The following is a 15496-nucleotide window of genomic DNA, read 5'->3' as shown; positions in this document are numbered from 1 at the left end:
ACATGCTGATCCCCCGTAGGGTCAAGCACCGCAAGCAGCACCACCCGAAGCGCTCCGGCGCTGCCAAGGGCGGTACGCAGGTTGCGTTCGGCGAGTACGGCATCCAGGCGCTGACCCCGGCGTACGTGACGAACCGTCAGATCGAGGCCGCTCGTATCGCCATGACGCGTCACATCAAGCGTGGTGGCAAGGTCTGGATCAACATCTACCCGGACCGTCCCCTCACCAAGAAGCCTGCCGAGACCCGCATGGGTTCCGGTAAGGGTTCTCCGGAGTGGTGGATCGCCAACGTCAAGCCCGGACGCGTGATGTTCGAGCTGTCGTACCCCAACGAGAAGATCGCCCGTGAGGCTCTGACTCGCGCCGCCCACAAGCTGCCGATGAAGTGCCGGATCGTCAAGCGCGAGGCAGGTGAAGCGTGATGTCGGCCGGTACCAAGGCGTCCGAGCTGCGCGAGCTGGGCAACGAGGAGCTTCTGGCGAAGCTCCGCGAGGCCAAGGAAGAGCTGTTCAACCTCCGCTTCCAGGCGGCGACCGGTCAGCTCGAGAACCACGGCCGTCTGAAGGCGGTCCGCAAGGACATCGCGCGGATCTACACCCTGATGCGCGAGCGTGAGCTGGGCATCGAAACGGTGGAGAACGCCTGATGAGCGAGAAGAACGTGACTGAGAACGCAGAGGCGCGCGGTTTCCGCAAGACCCGTGAGGGTCTCGTCGTCAGCGACAAGATGGACAAGACCGTCGTCGTCGCCGTCGAGGACCGTGTGAAGCACGCGCTGTACGGCAAGGTCATCCGCCGTACGAACAAGCTCAAGGCGCACGACGAGCAGAACGCCGCGGGTGTCGGCGACCGTGTCCTCCTCATGGAGACCCGGCCGCTGTCCGCGACGAAGCGCTGGCGCGTCGTAGAGATCCTCGAGAAGGCCAAGTAATTCCTGCGGGGCACACCCCGCAGGTCAGTTCCGCCAGGCTCCGGGCGGGTGTGTGACGTGCACACCCGCCCGGGGAACCGGCAGACACACAGGAGATAGACGTGATCCAGCAGGAGTCGCGACTGCGCGTCGCCGACAACACTGGTGCGAAGGAAATCCTTTGCATCCGTGTGCTCGGTGGCTCCGGTCGCCGCTACGCGGGCATCGGTGACGTCATCGTCGCCACCGTCAAGGACGCGATCCCCGGCGGCAATGTGAAGAAGGGTGACGTCGTCAAGGCGGTCATCGTTCGCACCGTCAAGGAGCGCCGCCGTCCGGACGGCTCGTACATCCGCTTCGACGAGAACGCCGCCGTCATTCTGAAGAACGACGGCGACCCTCGCGGCACCCGTATCTTCGGCCCCGTCGGCCGTGAGCTGCGCGAGAAGAAGTTCATGAAGATCATCTCGCTCGCGCCGGAGGTGCTGTAAGCATGAAGATCAAGAAGGGCGACCTGGTCCAGGTCATCACCGGTAAGGACAAGGGCAAGCAGGGCAAGGTCATTGCCGCTTACCCGCGCGACGAGCGTGTCCTGGTCGAGGGTGTCAACCGGGTCAAGAAGCACACCAAGGCCGGTCCGACCGCTCGCGGTTCGCAGGCCGGCGGCATCGTCACGACCGAGGCGCCGATCCACGTCTCCAACGTCCAGCTGGTCGTTGAGAAGGACGGCAACAAGGTCGTCACGCGTGTCGGCTACCGCTTCGACGACGAAGGCAACAAGATCCGCGTTGCCAAGCGGACGGGTGAGGACATCTGATGACGACCACCACCACTCCGCGTCTGAAGCAGAAGTACCGCGAGGAGATCGCGGGCAAGCTGCGTGACGAGTTCAAGTACGAGAACGTCATGCAGATCCCCGGCCTCGTCAAGATCGTGGTCAACATGGGTGTGGGCGACGCCGCCCGCGACTCCAAGCTGATCGAGGGCGCCATCCGCGACCTCACCACGATCACCGGTCAGAAGCCGGCCGTCACCAAGGCCCGCAAGTCCATCGCGCAGTTCAAGCTGCGTGAGGGCCAGCCGATCGGTGCCCACGTCACGCTCCGTGGCGACCGCATGTGGGAGTTCCTGGACCGCACCCTGTCGCTCGCGCTCCCGCGCATCCGCGACTTCCGTGGTCTGTCCCCCAAGCAGTTCGACGGCCGTGGCAACTACACCTTCGGTCTCACCGAGCAGGTCATGTTCCACGAGATCGACCAGGACAAGATCGACCGCGTCCGGGGTATGGACATCACCGTGGTCACCACGGCGACCAACGACGCTGAGGGCCGCGCGCTCCTTCGTCACCTCGGCTTCCCCTTCAAGGAGGCGTGAGCGAGATGGCGAAGAAGGCTCTGATCGCTAAGGCTGCTCGCAAGCCCAAGTTCGGTGTGCGTGGCTACACCCGCTGCCAGCGCTGCGGCCGCCCGCACTCCGTGTACCGCAAGTTCGGCCTGTGCCGCGTGTGCCTTCGTGAGATGGCTCACCGTGGCGAGCTGCCGGGCGTGACCAAGAGCTCCTGGTAATCCCCCTAATAAGGGATTCCGGAGTCTCTCGGTAAGCATCTGGGTGGACAGGGGCCCCTCCCCGCATGGCTTAGGCTTGTGGGGTTGGGCGCCTGTCGCGCCCGTACGACTTACTACGCCGTAGGTCCACCGCGCCGCACCCGTCCCGTCTCGGATCGGGGAGAGGGATGGCGCATCAGGAAACCCCGGCGAGAGAGGCCGAAGGCCAATTCATGACCATGACTGATCCGATCGCAGACATGCTTACGCGTCTGCGGAACGCGAACTCGGCGTACCACGACTCCGTGGCGATGCCGCACTCGAAGATCAAGTCGCACATCGCGGAGATCCTCCAGCAGGAGGGCTTCATCACGGGCTGGAAGGTCGAGGACGCCGAGGTCGGCAAGAACCTCGTCCTCGAGCTGAAGTTCGGCCCGAACCGTGAGCGCTCCATCGCGGGCATCAAGCGGATCTCCAAGCCCGGTCTCCGGGTGTACGCGAAGTCCACCAACCTGCCGAAGGTGCTCGGCGGCCTCGGCGTGGCGATCATCTCCACGTCCCACGGGCTCCTCACCGACAAGCAGGCCGGCAAGAAGGGCGTAGGCGGAGAAGTCCTCGCCTACGTCTGGTAGCAGAAGGGAACGGAGGAAACAGCTATGTCGCGCATCGGCAAGCTCCCCATCGCGGTTCCCGCCGGCGTGGACGTCACCATCGACGGCCAGACGGTCTCGGTCAAGGGCCCCAAGGGCACGCTGACCCACACCGTCGTGGCGCCGATCGAGATCGCCAAGGGTGAGGACGGCGTGCTCAGCGTCACCCGCCCCAACGACGAGCGTCAGAACAAGGCCCTGCACGGCCTGTCCCGCACGCTGGTGGCGAACATGATCACCGGCGTGACCCAGGGTTACGTGAAGAAGCTCGAAATCAGCGGTGTCGGTTACCGCGTTGTCGCCAAGGGCTCGAACCTGGAGTTCTCCCTCGGTTACAGCCACCCGATCCTGGTCGAGGCGCCCGAGGGCATCACCTTCAAGGTGGAGGCCCCCACGCGCTTCTCGGTCGAGGGCATCGACAAGCAGAAGGTCGGCGAGGTTGCGGCGAACATCCGCAAGCTGCGCAAGCCCGACCCGTACAAGGCCAAGGGCGTCAAGTACGAGGGCGAAGTCATCCGCCGCAAGGTCGGAAAGGCGGGTAAGTAAGCCATGGCATACGGGCAGAAGATCCTCAAGGGCGACGCCTACAAGCGCGCCGCGATCAAGCGCCGTCACATCCGGATCCGCAAGCGGATCAACGGTACGGCGGAGCGTCCCCGTCTGGTCGTTACCCGTTCTAACCGGCACATCGTGGCCCAGGTGATCGACGACCTCAAGGGTCACACCCTTGCGTCGGCGTCCACCCTGGACACCTCGATCCGCGGTGGCGAGGGCGACAAGTCCGCGCAGGCCAAGCAGGTCGGAGCCCTGGTCGCCGAGCGCGCCAAGGCCGCCGGCGTCGAGGCCGTCGTATTCGACCGTGGTGGCAACCAGTACGCCGGGCGCATCGCCGCCCTGGCGGACGCCGCCCGCGAAGCCGGGCTCAAGTTCTGAGCCGCTTCCGTAGCTAGCGGAAAAAGAGAGAGGTAATTCCAATGGCTGGACCCCAGCGCCGCGGTGGCGGTGCCGGTGGCGGCGAGCGGCGGGACCGGAAGGGCCGTGACGGCGGCGCAGCTGCCGCCGAGAAGACCGCTTACGTTGAGCGCGTTGTCGCGATCAACCGTGTCGCCAAGGTTGTGAAGGGTGGTCGTCGCTTCAGCTTCACCGCGCTGGTCGTGGTGGGCGACGGTGACGGCACCGTGGGTGTCGGTTACGGCAAGGCCAAGGAGGTGCCGGCCGCCATCGCCAAGGGCGTTGAGGAGGCCAAGAAGCACTTCTTCAAGGTCCCCCGTATCCAGGGCACCATCCCGCACCCGATCCAGGGTGAGAAGGCTGCCGGCGTCGTGCTGCTCAAGCCCGCGTCGCCCGGTACCGGTGTTATCGCCGGTGGTCCGGTGCGTGCCGTGCTCGAGTGCGCCGGTATCCACGACATCCTGTCGAAGTCGCTCGGCTCCGACAACGCGATCAACATCGTGCACGCGACCGTGGAGGCCCTCAAGGGCCTGCAGCGTCCCGAGGAGGTCGCGGCCCGCCGCGGTCTGCCGCTCGAGGACGTCGCCCCCGCGGCGCTTCTCCGTGCGCGTGCCGGGGCGGGTGCGTAATCATGGCGCAGCTCAAGATTACGCAGGTCAAGTCCTACATCGGCAGCAAGCAGAACCACCGTGACACCCTGCGCTCCCTTGGTCTCAAGGGCATCAACACGCAGGTCGTCAAGGAGGACCGCCCCGAGTTCCGCGGCATGGTGCACACCGTCCGCCACCTCGTGACGGTCGAGGAGGTCGACTGATCATGGCGGAGCAGAACCCGCTCAAGATCCACAACCTCCGTCCCGCCCCGGGCGCCAAGACCGCCAAGACCCGTGTCGGTCGTGGTGAGGCGTCGAAGGGTAAGACGGCCGGTCGTGGTACCAAGGGCACGAAGGCCCGTTACCAGGTTCCGGAGCGCTTCGAGGGTGGCCAGATGCCGCTCCACATGCGTCTCCCGAAGCTGAAGGGCTTCAAGAACCCGTTCAAGACCGAGTTCCAGGTCGTGAACCTCGACAAGCTGGCCGCGCTCTACCCCGAGGGTGGCGAGGTCACGGTCGAGGGTCTGGTGGCCAAGGGTGCCGTTCGCAAGAACAGCCTCGTCAAGGTCCTCGGCCAGGGCGAGATCTCCGTGGCGCTGCAGGTGACGGTCGACGCCGTCTCCGGCTCCGCCAAGGAGAAGATCACCGCCGCCGGCGGTACCGTCACCGAGCTCGTCTGAACACAACAGGCATCTCGATGACCTGAGCGATCCCGACCGGGGATACCCCACAAAAGGGGTATCCCCGGTTGGTCGTTCCAAGGGGGGCGGTCTCGCCGGTAAGGTGGCCTGCACTGCCCACTTTTACTTAGTGCTTCTTGTGAGGCACTCTGAGCGGCAGTTGACCGTTAGCCAAGCGTTCCTATTAGTCGAACCTCAAGACCGTCACCCTTGACGCAGTTGCGCGGGGGTCGCAGGAGGCACCGTGCTCACCGCGTTCGCCCGGGCGTTCAAGACGCCCGACCTGCGCAAGAAGCTGCTCTTCACTCTCGGCATCATCGTGGTGTACCGGGTTGGTACCCACATTCCGATCCCTGGCGTCGACTACTCGGCCGTCCAGACCTGTATCGACCAGGCGAGCACCAACCAGGGCATCTTCGGCCTGGTCAACATGTTCAGTGGCGGCGCGCTGCTCCAGATCACGATCTTCGCGCTCGGCATCATGCCGTACATCACGGCGAGCATCATCCTGCAGCTGCTGACTGTGGTGATCCCGCGCCTGGAAGCCCTGAAGAAGGAGGGGCAGTCAGGTACGGCGAAGATCACGCAGTACACCCGTTATCTGACGGTGGCGCTCGCCATTCTGCAGGGCACCGGCCTGGTGGCCACCGCCCGCAGCGGCTCGCTGTTCCCGAACTGCCAGGTGGCCGGCCAGATCGTCCCGAACCAGTCGATCTTCACGACCATCACCATGGTCATCACCATGACGGCCGGTACGGCCGTCGTCATGTGGCTGGGTGAGCTCATCACCGACCGCGGCATCGGCAACGGCATGTCGATCCTGATGTTCATCTCGATCGCCGCCACCTTCCCGTCCGCGCTGTGGGCCATCAAGCAGCAGGGTTCCCTGGCGGGCGGCTGGATCGAGTTCGGCACGGTCATTCTCGTCGGCCTGGTCATGGTCGGTCTCGTGGTCTTCGTCGAGCAGGCCCAGCGCCGTATCCCGGTGCAGTACGCGAAGCGCATGATCGGCCGCCGTTCCTACGGCGGTACTTCGACCTACATCCCGCTCAAGGTGAACCAGGCGGGTGTGATTCCCGTCATCTTCGCATCGTCGCTGCTTTACATCCCCGCACTGATCGTGCAGTTCACGAACTCGAATGCGGGATGGTCGACCTGGATCCAGCAGAACCTGGCCAGCCCGTCGGCGCCCGTGCACATCACTCTCTATTTCTTCCTGATTGTCTTCTTCGCGTTCTTCTACGTGGCCATCTCGTTCAACCCCGAGGAAGTCGCGGACAACATGAAGAAGTATGGTGGCTTCATCCCGGGCATCCGGGCTGGCCGACCGACCGCTGAGTACCTTTCCTTTGTGCTCAACCGGATCACTTGGCCGGGCTCGCTGTACTTGGGCCTGATCGCTCTCGTGCCGACGATGGCGTTGGCTGGTTTCGGGGCAGACCAGAACTTCCCGTTCGGCGGGACCAGCATCCTGATCATCGTGGGTGTCGGTCTCGAAACGGTGAAGCAGATCGAGAGCCAGCTCCAGCAGCGCAATTACGAAGGGTTCCTCCGCTGATGCGTATCGTCCTCGTCGGGCCGCCGGGTGCCGGCAAGGGAACGCAGGCCGCGTTCCTCGCCAAGAACCTGTCGATCCCGCACATCTCCACGGGCGACCTGTTCCGCGCCAACATCAGCCAGCAGACGGAGCTCGGGAAGCTCGCGAAGTCCTACATGGACGCGGGCAACCTGGTGCCGGACGAGGTCACCATCGGGATGGCCAAGGACCGTATGGAGAAGCCGGACGCCGAGAACGGCTTCCTGCTGGACGGTTTCCCGCGCAACGTGTCCCAGGCCGAGGCACTGGACGAGATGCTCCAGTCCGAGAGCATGAAGCTGGACGCGGTCCTGGACCTGGAAGTCCCCGAGGAAGAGGTCGTCAAGCGGATCGCCGGGCGGCGGATCTGCCGCAAGGACTCCAGCCACGTCTTCCACGTGACGTACAGCAAGCCGAAGGCGGAGGGCGTCTGCGACGCCTGCGGCGGCGAGCTGTACCAGCGTGACGACGACTCGGAGGAGACGGTCCGCAAGCGCCTCGAGGTCTACCACACGCAGACCGAGCCGATCATCGACTACTACAAGGCGCAGGGGCTGGTCGTCACCATCTCCGCGCTGGGCAAGGTCGAAGAGGTCACGGGGCGTGCCATGGAGGCGCTCAAGCGTGACGGGGACGGCCGGTAGTAGCGTTCTCAGCTCGTACGCAGCACAGGCCGCGGTTCCCTTCGAGGGGACCGCGGCTGCTGCATGGGGCGGGGCGTCACGACTCCGCCCTTATGGTTGAAGCAGTCCCTCCACCCGGCAGGAAAGGCCCCCGTCCCCATGGTGCAGATCAAGACCCCCGAGCAGATCGCCAAGATGCGTGAGGCGGGGCTGGTCGTCGCCGCCATTCACGCGGCCACGCGCGAGGTGGCGGTGCCCGGGGCCAGCACCAAGGATCTGGACGAGGTCGCCCGCAAGGTGCTCGCCGAGCACGGCGCCAAGTCCAACTTCCTCGGCTACGGCGGCTTCCCCGCGACGATCTGCACCTCGGTGAACGACGTGGTCGTCCACGGCATCCCGTCCGAGGACGTCGTCCTGAAGGACGGCGACATCATCTCCATCGACTGCGGCGCCATCATCGACGGCTGGCACGGCGACGCCGCCTACACCGCCTTCGTGGGCTCCGGTCACGCTCCGGAGCTGATCGAGCTCTCCCGGGTGACCGAGGAGTCGATGTGGGCCGGCATCGCGGCCATGAAGCAGGGGAACCGGCTCGTCGACGTCTCGCGTGCCATCGAGACGTACATCCGCCGCCAGCCGAAGCCCGGCGGCGGCCGCTACGGCATCATCGAGGACTACGGCGGCCACGGCATCGGCACCGAGATGCACATGGACCCGCACCTGCTGAACTATGTGGAGCGCCGGCGGGGCAAGGGTCCCAAGCTGGTCCCCGGGTTCTGCCTGGCGATCGAGCCGATGGTGTCGCTCGGCACTCCGAAGACCGAGGTCCTCTCTGACGACTGGACGGTCATCACCACCGACGGCACCTGGTCCTCGCACTGGGAGCACTCCGTCGCGCTGACCGAGGAGGGCCCGCTGGTGCTGACGGCTCCCGACGCGGGCAAGGCGAAGCTGGCCGAGTTCGGCATCGTCGCCGCGCCGGACCCGCTGGCCTGAGCGCCCCCTTCCGCGGACCTGGTGCTTAATGATCTGCCGGGCAGGGCAGGATTCCCCGATTCGTCTTTCCGGGTGCGCTGACGTAGACTGACTCGTCGGCTCTCGTGCACCCGCATGTCCGCATGCGCCTGTAGCTCCAAGAAACAGGAAAGCACAGGAGTCGATCAAGGTAGTCGATTCCGAAGGGCGAAGCGTGGCCAAGAAGCAAGGTGCCATCGAGATCGAGGGCACTGTCGTCGAGTCTCTGCCGAACGCCATGTTCAAGGTCGAGCTCCAGAACGGCCACCAGGTCCTGGCACACATCAGCGGCAAGATGCGTATGCACTACATCCGTATCCTCCCTGACGACCGGGTCGTGGTGGAGCTGTCTCCGTACGACCTGACGCGTGGCCGGATCGTCTACCGCTACAAGTAGATCTTGCCCGCATTCCGCTTCGGCGGGGTGGTGGCACTGACCCGGAGAACCTCAATCCCATGAAGGTCAAGCCGAGCGTCAAGAAGATCTGCGACAAGTGCAGGGTGATCCGCCGTCACGGTCGGGTCATGGTCATCTGCGAGAACCCGCGCCACAAGCAGCGCCAGGGCTGACGCACGACCGATCCCTCTGCACAGATCGCAGAGATTCGCGCGACGCAAGCTGAATATGTTCATACGCAGGACCCAGGCGAACCTTCGCCTGACACCCCCGGTTCGGAGGCCGGGGACTCAGTTCGTACCTCGTACGGCGGCTGGGACTCGGTTCTGCGGAAGACCTCCGAAGATCACCAGGAGCCATTGAATGGCACGCGTTTCCGGTGTTGACATCCCGCGCGAAAAGCGCGTGGAGGTCGCCCTGACCTACGTGTTCGGCATCGGCCGGACGCTCTCCCAGCAGACGCTGGCCGAGACCGGCATCGACCCGAACACGCGCGTTCGCGACCTCTCCGAGGAGCAGCTCGTCGCGATTCGTGAGTACGTCGACAACAACATCAAGACCGAGGGTGACCTCCGTCGCGAGATCCAGGCCGACATCCGCCGCAAGGTCGAGATCGGCTGCTACCAGGGTCTCCGTCACCGTCGCGGTCTGCCCGTCCGCGGTCAGCGCACCAGCACGAACGCCCGTACCCGCAAGGGCCCGCGTCGCGCCATCGCCGGCAAGAAGAAGCCGGGCAAGAAGTAGTCCTCAGCGGACAACGCTTCATCAGCGGTCTTCGCTGTAGGACCGACCACCTCCCCGTAGGAGTTAGTAGATGCCCCCCAAGGGTCGTCAGGGCGCTGCCAAGAAGGTGCGCCGCAAGGAAAAGAAGAACGTCGCTCACGGCCACGCGCACATCAAGAGCACGTTCAACAACACGATCGTCTCCATCACGGACCCGTCCGGCAACGTGATCTCCTGGGCCTCCGCCGGCCACGTCGGCTTCAAGGGCTCCCGGAAGTCCACGCCGTTCGCCGCGCAGATGGCCGCCGAGTCGGCTGCCCGCCGCGCCCAGGAGCACGGCATGCGCAAGGTCGACGTGTTCGTGAAGGGCCCGGGTTCCGGTCGTGAGACCGCGATCCGTTCGCTCCAGGCCACGGGCCTCGAGGTCGGCTCCATCCAGGACGTCACCCCGACCCCGCACAACGGCTGCCGTCCGCCGAAGCGTCGTCGCGTCTGACGCGCCGGTCTACGGCGGCTCGGCTTCCGGCTGGGGGTGTGGGGGTTATCCCCCACATGTCGCAGTACGGCTGCCGTCCGCCGAAGCGTCGTCGCGTCTGACGCACGGCTGCTTCGAGCAGGCTTCGGGTTCGGGCGGTACGGCTCTGTTGGGCCGTATCGCCCTTACCCTTGCAGTACCCGCACTTTTCATGGGTGCGGTTTCCGTCGGACGTCAAATAGCGGGCGTCCACGAAAGAAGGATCTGATCCACACATGCTGATCGCTCAGCGTCCCTCGTTGACCGAAGAGGTCGTCGACGAGTTCCGCTCCCGGTTCGTGATCGAGCCGCTGGAGCCGGGCTTCGGTTACACCCTCGGCAACTCCCTGCGCCGGACCCTCCTGTCCTCGATCCCGGGTGCGGCGGTCACGTCCATCCGTATCGACGGCGTGCTGCACGAGTTCACCACCGTGCCGGGCGTCAAGGAGGACGTCACCGACCTGATCCTCAACATCAAGCAGCTGGTCGTCTCCTCGGAGCACGACGAGCCGGTCGTGATGTACCTGCGCAAGCAGGGCCCGGGTCTGGTCACCGCCGCCGACATCGCGCCCCCGGCCGGTGTCGAGGTGCACAACCCCGACCTGGTCCTCGCCACGCTCAACGGCAAGGGCAAGCTGGAGATGGAGCTCACGGTCGAGCGTGGCCGCGGTTATGTCTCCGCCGTGCAGAACAAGCAGGTGGGCCAGGAGATCGGCCGTATCCCGGTCGACTCCATCTACTCGCCGGTTCTGAAGGTCACGTACAAGGTCGAGGCCACGCGTGTCGAGCAGCGCACCGACTTCGACAAGCTGATCGTCGACGTCGAGACCAAGCAGGCGATGCGTCCGCGTGACGCCATGGCCTCCGCCGGTAAGACCCTGGTCGAGCTGTTCGGTCTCGCGCGCGAGCTGAACATCGACGCCGAGGGCATCGACATGGGCCCGTCCCCCACGGACGCCGCCCTTGCCGCCGATCTGGCGCTGCCGATCGAGGAGCTGGAGCTCACCGTTCGGTCGTACAACTGCCTCAAGCGCGAGGGCATCCACTCCGTGGGTGAGCTCGTGGCTCGTTCCGAGGCCGACCTCCTCGACATTCGTAACTTCGGTGCGAAGTCGATCGACGAGGTCAAGGCGAAGCTGGCCGGCATGGGCCTGGCCCTGAAGGACAGCCCGCCCGGATTCGACCCGACCGCCGCTGCGGACGCCTTCGGCGCCGACGACGACGCGGACGCGGGTTTCGTCGAGACCGAGCAGTACTAAGCGCTCGGGACCGACTGCCGGTTCCTGGCTGCGGGTGCGCTGTGCTTGATCGCGCAGTTCCCCGCGCCCCTTCCGGGGCGCCCCTTCGGGGACGCCCCGGATCTCCGACAGGCGACCGCTTGCTCGGATACTGACCCCGGTACCTGATACGGCCGGGGCAGACACACAGGAGAAGAACAATGCCGAAGCCCACCAAGGGTGCCCGTCTGGGCGGCAGTGCCGCGCACGAGAAGCTGCTTCTCGCGAACCTCGCGAAGGCGCTCTTCGAGCACGGCCGGATCACCACCACCGAGGCGAAGGCCCGCCGTCTGCGGCCCTACGCCGAGCGTCTGGTGACCAAGGCGAAGAAGGGCGACCTTCACAACCGCCGTCAGGTGCTCCAGGTCATCACGGACAAGAGCGTCGTCCACACGCTCTTCACCGAGATCGGCCCGCGCTACGAGAACCGTCCGGGTGGCTACACCCGCATCACCAAGATCGGTAACCGCCGTGGCGACAACGCGCCCATGGCTGTCATCGAGCTGGTCGAGGCGCTGACGGTCGCGCAGCAGGCGACGGGTGAGGCCGAGGCCGCCACCAAGCGTGCTGCCAAGGACGCCGAGGTTGCCGAGAGCACGGTCGACACCACGAAGGCCGATGAGGCTGCCGAGGAGTCGAAGGACGCCTAAGCGTCTGCCGGGGGCTGTTCGGCTTGCGGCTGCGGCTTCGTCGTGGCTTGTCGCGCAGTTCCCCGCGCCCCTTCAGGGCGTTGGCGGGTCCGTTCCTTTCGAGGGGCGGGCCCGCTTTTTGTTGCTGAGAGGATCTCTGTGTGAGTGACGAAGTAGAGCCGGGCCATGTGCGTGTGCGCCTCGATCTGTCCTACGACGGGACCGAGTTCTCCGGGTGGGCCAAGCAGGCCGGTGGGCGGCGGACCGTGCAGGGGGAGATCGAGGACGCGCTGCGGACCGTCACACGGTCGGGGAGTACGACGTACGAGCTGACCGTCGCGGGGCGGACGGATGCCGGGGTGCATGCGCGGGGGCAGGTCGCGCACGTGGATCTGCCCGAGCGGGTCTGGCGCGAGCACCACGAGAAGCTGCTGAAGCGGCTCGCGGGGCGGCTGGCGAGGGATGTGCGGGTGTGGGCGCTGCGGGAGGCGCCCGCCGGGTTCAACGCGCGGTTCTCGGCGGTGTGGCGGCGGTACGCCTATCGCGTCACCGACAACCCCGGCGGCGTGGACCCGCTGCTGCGGGGCCATGTCCTGTGGCACGACTGGCCGCTCGACGTCGATGCCATGAACGAGGCCGCGCGAGCGCTGCTCGGGGAGCACGACTTCGCCGCCTACTGCAAGAAACGGGAGGGCGCCACCACCATCCGCACGCTTCAGGAGCTCAGCCTGGTGCGGGGGGACGACGGGATCGTGACCGCGACCGTGCGTGCCGACGCCTTCTGCCACAACATGGTGCGCTCGCTCATCGGGGCGCTGCTGTTCGTGGGGGACGGGCACCGGCCCGCCGACTGGCCGGGCAAGGTGCTCGCCGCCGGTGTCCGGGACTCCGCCGTGCATGTCGTACGGCCCCATGGGCTGACGCTCGAAGAGGTCGGGTACCCCGCCGACGAGTTGCTGGCCGCGCGCAACAAGGAGGCGCGGAACAGGCGGACGTTGCCGGGCGGCTTCGGCTGCTGCTGAGCCTCAGTCCCGGGACCACGTGCGCAGCAGGTCGCCGAGGGCCTCCTCGGTCTCGTCGGCGTCGCGCCCGTCGTCGCGGGCGTCGGGGGCCAGTTCCACATGCAGGAAGCCGGCGTGCCGGTGCTCGGCCGACCTGCCCTGGACGTTGGTGGTGCCCTCCAGCGGGCAGCGCGCGGACCAGCCCCGGCACACCCGCAGGCCTTCCCCCTCCAGTCGGTCGGCCAGCGCCGACGCCTCGCCCGATGTGCTCTGGGCCGAGCCGCCGGAGACGACGGCCTCGTAGGGGCGCTCGGACGACTCGCCGAAGCCGTGCAGTTGGAGACCGGGCACCCCGCGCTTCTGGAGTTCCACGACGATCGTGTGGAACGCGCTGTCCTCGCGGTGGGCGACGTCGGCGCTGTCCGAGCGGCCCGCCCGGCGGTGGGCCCCGGCGACGACCAGGGAGCCCGAGGGCGTGTTCTCCAGCAGCCGGACGCCGAGTTCCTCGGTGTCGCGGTCGGAGACCGGGTGCGGGACCTGGACGTTCCAGCGCACATCGGAGTCGGCGGTCAGGTAGAGGCGGCCCCAGCGGGCGGCCTCGCCGTTCGGCCGCAGGGCGGCGATCTCGTCGTAGCGGCGGCCGGAGTCGGTGTCGGTGAGGCGGGTGACGCCGAGGCCGAGGGGGGCGAGGACGCGCTCGGCCTCCGCCGCGTCGCCGTCCAGGAGGTGGCCCACTCCGCGCGCCAGTTCCTCGCGCCGGCTGTCGCCGGGCGGGGTGTAGGGGTCGTCGGGTCCGAAGCCGGCGGTGTAGGTGAGGATCCGGTCGCGCAGGTCGACGAGTTCGCGGGCCTGCGGAACCGAATGTTCCGACGCTTCGGGCGATGTCGTGTCACAACCGGCCAACGCGAGGATCAAAACCGTTGGGGCAAGAATGCGAGCGAAACGTGACGTTCTTGTGATGGTAGAGACAGGTGGGGATGTGAGTGGCGTGTGAGTATGTCGCGGTGACATTCCGTAAGTCTCTCCGTATAGGTCGCTCGGTGGCGGTTCTGGGGGCTTTGGCCGGCCTCCTCGCCGGCTGTACCTCCGAGCCGTCCGGGGCCCAGGTGAAGCCTGGTGGGCGCTCGTTCACCGTCGCCGCCGCGGGTGATGTGCTCATCCACCCCGAGCTGGTCGAACAGGCGGCCAAGGACGCCAAGAAGACCGGTGAGGGACAGGCCGGGCTGGACTTCGGACCGCTGATGGCGGGCGTGAAGCCGATCATCAGCAAGGCCGACCTGGCCATCTGTCACATGGAGACGCCGGTCGGAACACCCAAGGGCCCCTTCGAGGGCTACCCGGAGTTCCTTGTTCCACCGCAGATCCTCACGACCCTCAAGGACGTGGGTTACGACACCTGCTCGACGGCCTCCAATCACACCTACGACCACGGCCTCAAGGCCGTGAAGCGCACCCTCGACGCCATGGACAAGGTGGGCCTCGGGCACACCGGGTCCTTCCGCACGCCCGACGAAGCAGAGCAGATCAACATTCGGGACGTCAACGGCGTCAAGGTCGCCCACCTGTCCTTCTCCTGGGAGTCCTTCCTCAATCCCACGCCCGAGAAGGAGCGCTGGGCCTTCAACCGGATCGGTTTCGACGCCGTGAAGAAGGCCGAGTCGCAGGCCCGCAAGAAGGGCGCCGACGTGGTGATCCTCTCGGTCCACTGGGGTCTGGAGCACTACAACGAGGCGAGCGTCCCGCAGCTCCGGCTCGCGGATCGGATCACCAAGGAGACCGGGATCAACCTGGTGATCGGCCACCACTCGCACGTCGTGCAGCCGATCCAGAAACTCAACGGCACCTGGGTCGCCTACAGCCTCGGCAACCAGGTCGCCCGGCACTCCTCGCCGACCGGCCTCACCGAGGAGGGGGCGATCGGCTGGTTCGAGTTCAAGGAGACGACCGACGGCTGGGACGTCAGCGCCCGCTACCGGACCACGCTGGTCGACATCCCGCCGGAGCTCGAGGAGGGCGAGAAGGCACCGGAGGACGCCGTCGAGGACCACCGTGTGGTCGACGTGCAGGAGGCGCTCGACCACCCCGGCGAGCTGTCCGAGGACCGGCTCGCCCGCTACCGGCTGGCCGCCGACCGCACCCGCGGCTTCCTCTACAACCGCGGCGCCCCGGGCGGCGACGGCCTCGAGCAGCTCGATCTCGGGACGTGACGAGGGACACAGGAAGCTGTTGCGCCCCGGAACCCAACCCCGGCGCGTGTCGGCAGTCTTCTAAAGGGACGGCGTCTCATGCCCGCGTCAGCGGTGGCTCCAGCGAGCGCCTGAGTAGTGAAGAGGCGAAGGAAAACCACCGGTGACCCCAACTCAAGGCGCTCGGCGTCCCGCACGGGGCGGACGCAGACGCTCGCGAAGACGCGCGG

At 66.5% G+C, this 15496-nt stretch carries 25 protein-coding genes; 24 read left to right on the top strand and 1 reads right to left on the bottom strand.

The window, feature by feature from the left end:
- Positions 1-2: 2 nt before the first annotated feature.
- The 23 genes from rplP (at position 3) to truA (ending at position 13101) form a co-directional block, all read left to right on the top strand.
- Positions 3-422 carry a 50S ribosomal protein L16 gene (gene rplP / locus ACFPQ9_RS16960; protein ID WP_009327094.1) on the top strand — a complete coding sequence of 140 codons (420 nt, stop codon included), beginning with the start codon at positions 3-5 and terminating at the stop codon, positions 420-422.
- Complete coding sequence (rpmC, locus tag ACFPQ9_RS16955) at positions 422-646, top strand: 50S ribosomal protein L29 (protein ID WP_007494763.1); 225 nt, start codon at positions 422-424, stop codon at positions 644-646. Before rplP ends, rpmC begins: the two co-directional genes overlap by 1 nt.
- Positions 646-930 (top strand): 30S ribosomal protein S17, encoded by a 285-nt coding sequence (gene rpsQ, locus ACFPQ9_RS16950; protein ID WP_018543912.1) that lies wholly within the window; start codon positions 646-648, stop codon positions 928-930. The genes rpmC and rpsQ overlap by 1 nt, the downstream gene beginning before the upstream one ends.
- 101 nt (positions 931-1031) lie before the next feature.
- Positions 1032-1400 (top strand): 50S ribosomal protein L14, encoded by a 369-nt coding sequence (gene rplN, locus ACFPQ9_RS16945; RefSeq protein WP_003998823.1) that lies wholly within the window; start codon positions 1032-1034, stop codon positions 1398-1400.
- Positions 1401-1402: 2 nt separating this feature from the next.
- The gene (rplX, locus tag ACFPQ9_RS16940; protein WP_053674523.1) at positions 1403-1726 is read left to right on the top strand and encodes a 50S ribosomal protein L24; all 324 of its coding nucleotides are present in this window, start codon (positions 1403-1405) and stop codon (positions 1724-1726) included.
- A complete protein-coding gene (gene rplE, locus ACFPQ9_RS16935) occupies positions 1726-2283 on the top strand; it encodes a 50S ribosomal protein L5 (protein ID WP_114254780.1) in 558 nt (185 codons plus the stop codon). The genes rplX and rplE overlap by 1 nt, the downstream gene beginning before the upstream one ends.
- A gap of 5 nt (positions 2284-2288) precedes the next feature.
- A complete protein-coding gene (locus ACFPQ9_RS16930; RefSeq protein WP_003948630.1) occupies positions 2289-2474 on the top strand; it encodes a type Z 30S ribosomal protein S14 in 186 nt (61 codons plus the stop codon).
- A gap of 212 nt (positions 2475-2686) precedes the next feature.
- Complete coding sequence (rpsH, locus tag ACFPQ9_RS16925) at positions 2687-3085, top strand: 30S ribosomal protein S8 (protein ID WP_004984520.1); 399 nt, start codon at positions 2687-2689, stop codon at positions 3083-3085.
- Between the two features lie 24 nt (positions 3086-3109).
- Positions 3110-3649: a 50S ribosomal protein L6 gene (gene rplF, locus ACFPQ9_RS16920; protein ID WP_380853516.1), complete on the top strand. Its 540-nt coding sequence runs from the start codon at positions 3110-3112 to the stop codon at positions 3647-3649.
- Between the two features lie 3 nt (positions 3650-3652).
- The gene (rplR, locus tag ACFPQ9_RS16915) at positions 3653-4036 is read left to right on the top strand and encodes a 50S ribosomal protein L18 (protein ID WP_071364959.1); all 384 of its coding nucleotides are present in this window, start codon (positions 3653-3655) and stop codon (positions 4034-4036) included.
- Between the two features lie 41 nt (positions 4037-4077).
- On the top strand, positions 4078-4683 hold the full coding sequence (gene rpsE, locus ACFPQ9_RS16910; protein ID WP_015658456.1) for a 30S ribosomal protein S5: 606 nt from the start codon (positions 4078-4080) through the stop codon (positions 4681-4683).
- Between the two features lie 2 nt (positions 4684-4685).
- Complete coding sequence (gene rpmD, locus ACFPQ9_RS16905; protein ID WP_003974250.1) at positions 4686-4868, top strand: 50S ribosomal protein L30; 183 nt, start codon at positions 4686-4688, stop codon at positions 4866-4868.
- A 2-nt stretch (positions 4869-4870) separates the two neighbouring features.
- On the top strand, positions 4871-5326 hold the full coding sequence (rplO, locus tag ACFPQ9_RS16900; protein ID WP_023547373.1) for a 50S ribosomal protein L15: 456 nt from the start codon (positions 4871-4873) through the stop codon (positions 5324-5326).
- 244 nt (positions 5327-5570) lie between these two features.
- Entirely contained in the window at positions 5571-6884 is a 1314-nt protein-coding gene (gene secY, locus ACFPQ9_RS16895) for a preprotein translocase subunit SecY (RefSeq protein ID WP_380853512.1), read from the top strand.
- Positions 6884-7546, top strand: coding sequence for an adenylate kinase (locus tag ACFPQ9_RS16890; protein ID WP_380853510.1), 663 nt, complete (start codon positions 6884-6886; stop codon positions 7544-7546). Before secY ends, ACFPQ9_RS16890 begins: the two co-directional genes overlap by 1 nt.
- Before the next feature lie 138 nt (positions 7547-7684).
- Positions 7685-8521 (top strand): type I methionyl aminopeptidase, encoded by an 837-nt coding sequence (gene map, locus ACFPQ9_RS16885; protein ID WP_380853508.1) that lies wholly within the window; start codon positions 7685-7687, stop codon positions 8519-8521.
- 193 nt (positions 8522-8714) lie between these two features.
- Positions 8715-8936 (top strand): translation initiation factor IF-1, encoded by a 222-nt coding sequence (gene infA, locus ACFPQ9_RS16880; protein ID WP_003948620.1) that lies wholly within the window; start codon positions 8715-8717, stop codon positions 8934-8936.
- A 59-nt stretch (positions 8937-8995) separates the two neighbouring features.
- A complete protein-coding gene (rpmJ, locus tag ACFPQ9_RS16875; protein ID WP_003998809.1) occupies positions 8996-9109 on the top strand; it encodes a 50S ribosomal protein L36 in 114 nt (37 codons plus the stop codon).
- 190 nt (positions 9110-9299) lie between these two features.
- Positions 9300-9680 (top strand): 30S ribosomal protein S13, encoded by a 381-nt coding sequence (gene rpsM / locus ACFPQ9_RS16870; RefSeq protein WP_020135802.1) that lies wholly within the window; start codon positions 9300-9302, stop codon positions 9678-9680.
- A 70-nt stretch (positions 9681-9750) separates the two neighbouring features.
- On the top strand, positions 9751-10155 hold the full coding sequence (rpsK, locus tag ACFPQ9_RS16865; RefSeq protein WP_003956432.1) for a 30S ribosomal protein S11: 405 nt from the start codon (positions 9751-9753) through the stop codon (positions 10153-10155).
- 254 nt (positions 10156-10409) lie between these two features.
- The gene (locus ACFPQ9_RS16860) at positions 10410-11432 is read left to right on the top strand and encodes a DNA-directed RNA polymerase subunit alpha (protein ID WP_003966937.1); all 1023 of its coding nucleotides are present in this window, start codon (positions 10410-10412) and stop codon (positions 11430-11432) included.
- Between the two features lie 179 nt (positions 11433-11611).
- Positions 11612-12100 carry a 50S ribosomal protein L17 gene (rplQ, locus tag ACFPQ9_RS16855; RefSeq protein WP_380853501.1) on the top strand — a complete coding sequence of 163 codons (489 nt, stop codon included), beginning with the start codon at positions 11612-11614 and terminating at the stop codon, positions 12098-12100.
- 140 nt (positions 12101-12240) lie between these two features.
- Positions 12241-13101: a tRNA pseudouridine(38-40) synthase TruA gene (gene truA / locus ACFPQ9_RS16850; protein WP_380853499.1), complete on the top strand. Its 861-nt coding sequence runs from the start codon at positions 12241-12243 to the stop codon at positions 13099-13101.
- Positions 13102-13104: 3 nt separating this feature from the next.
- Here truA and ACFPQ9_RS16845 read toward each other — a convergent pair whose 3' ends face one another.
- The gene (locus tag ACFPQ9_RS16845; RefSeq protein WP_380853497.1) at positions 13105-13983 is read right to left on the bottom strand and encodes a hypothetical protein; all 879 of its coding nucleotides are present in this window, start codon (positions 13981-13983) and stop codon (positions 13105-13107) included.
- A gap of 137 nt (positions 13984-14120) precedes the next feature.
- On the opposite strand from ACFPQ9_RS16845, the gene ACFPQ9_RS16840 reads away from it, so the two are divergent.
- Positions 14121-15287 carry a CapA family protein gene (locus ACFPQ9_RS16840; protein WP_380853495.1) on the top strand — a complete coding sequence of 389 codons (1167 nt, stop codon included), beginning with the start codon at positions 14121-14123 and terminating at the stop codon, positions 15285-15287.
- Positions 15288-15496: the final 209 nt, after the last annotated feature.

The sequence above is a fragment of the Streptomyces coerulescens genome, from assembly GCF_042657965.1.
Classification (GTDB): Bacteria; Actinomycetota; Actinomycetes; order Streptomycetales; family Streptomycetaceae; genus Streptomyces; species Streptomyces coerulescens.
Note: the sequence above shows the minus strand (reverse complement) of the source record. Positions and strands in the feature narration are given on the sequence as shown.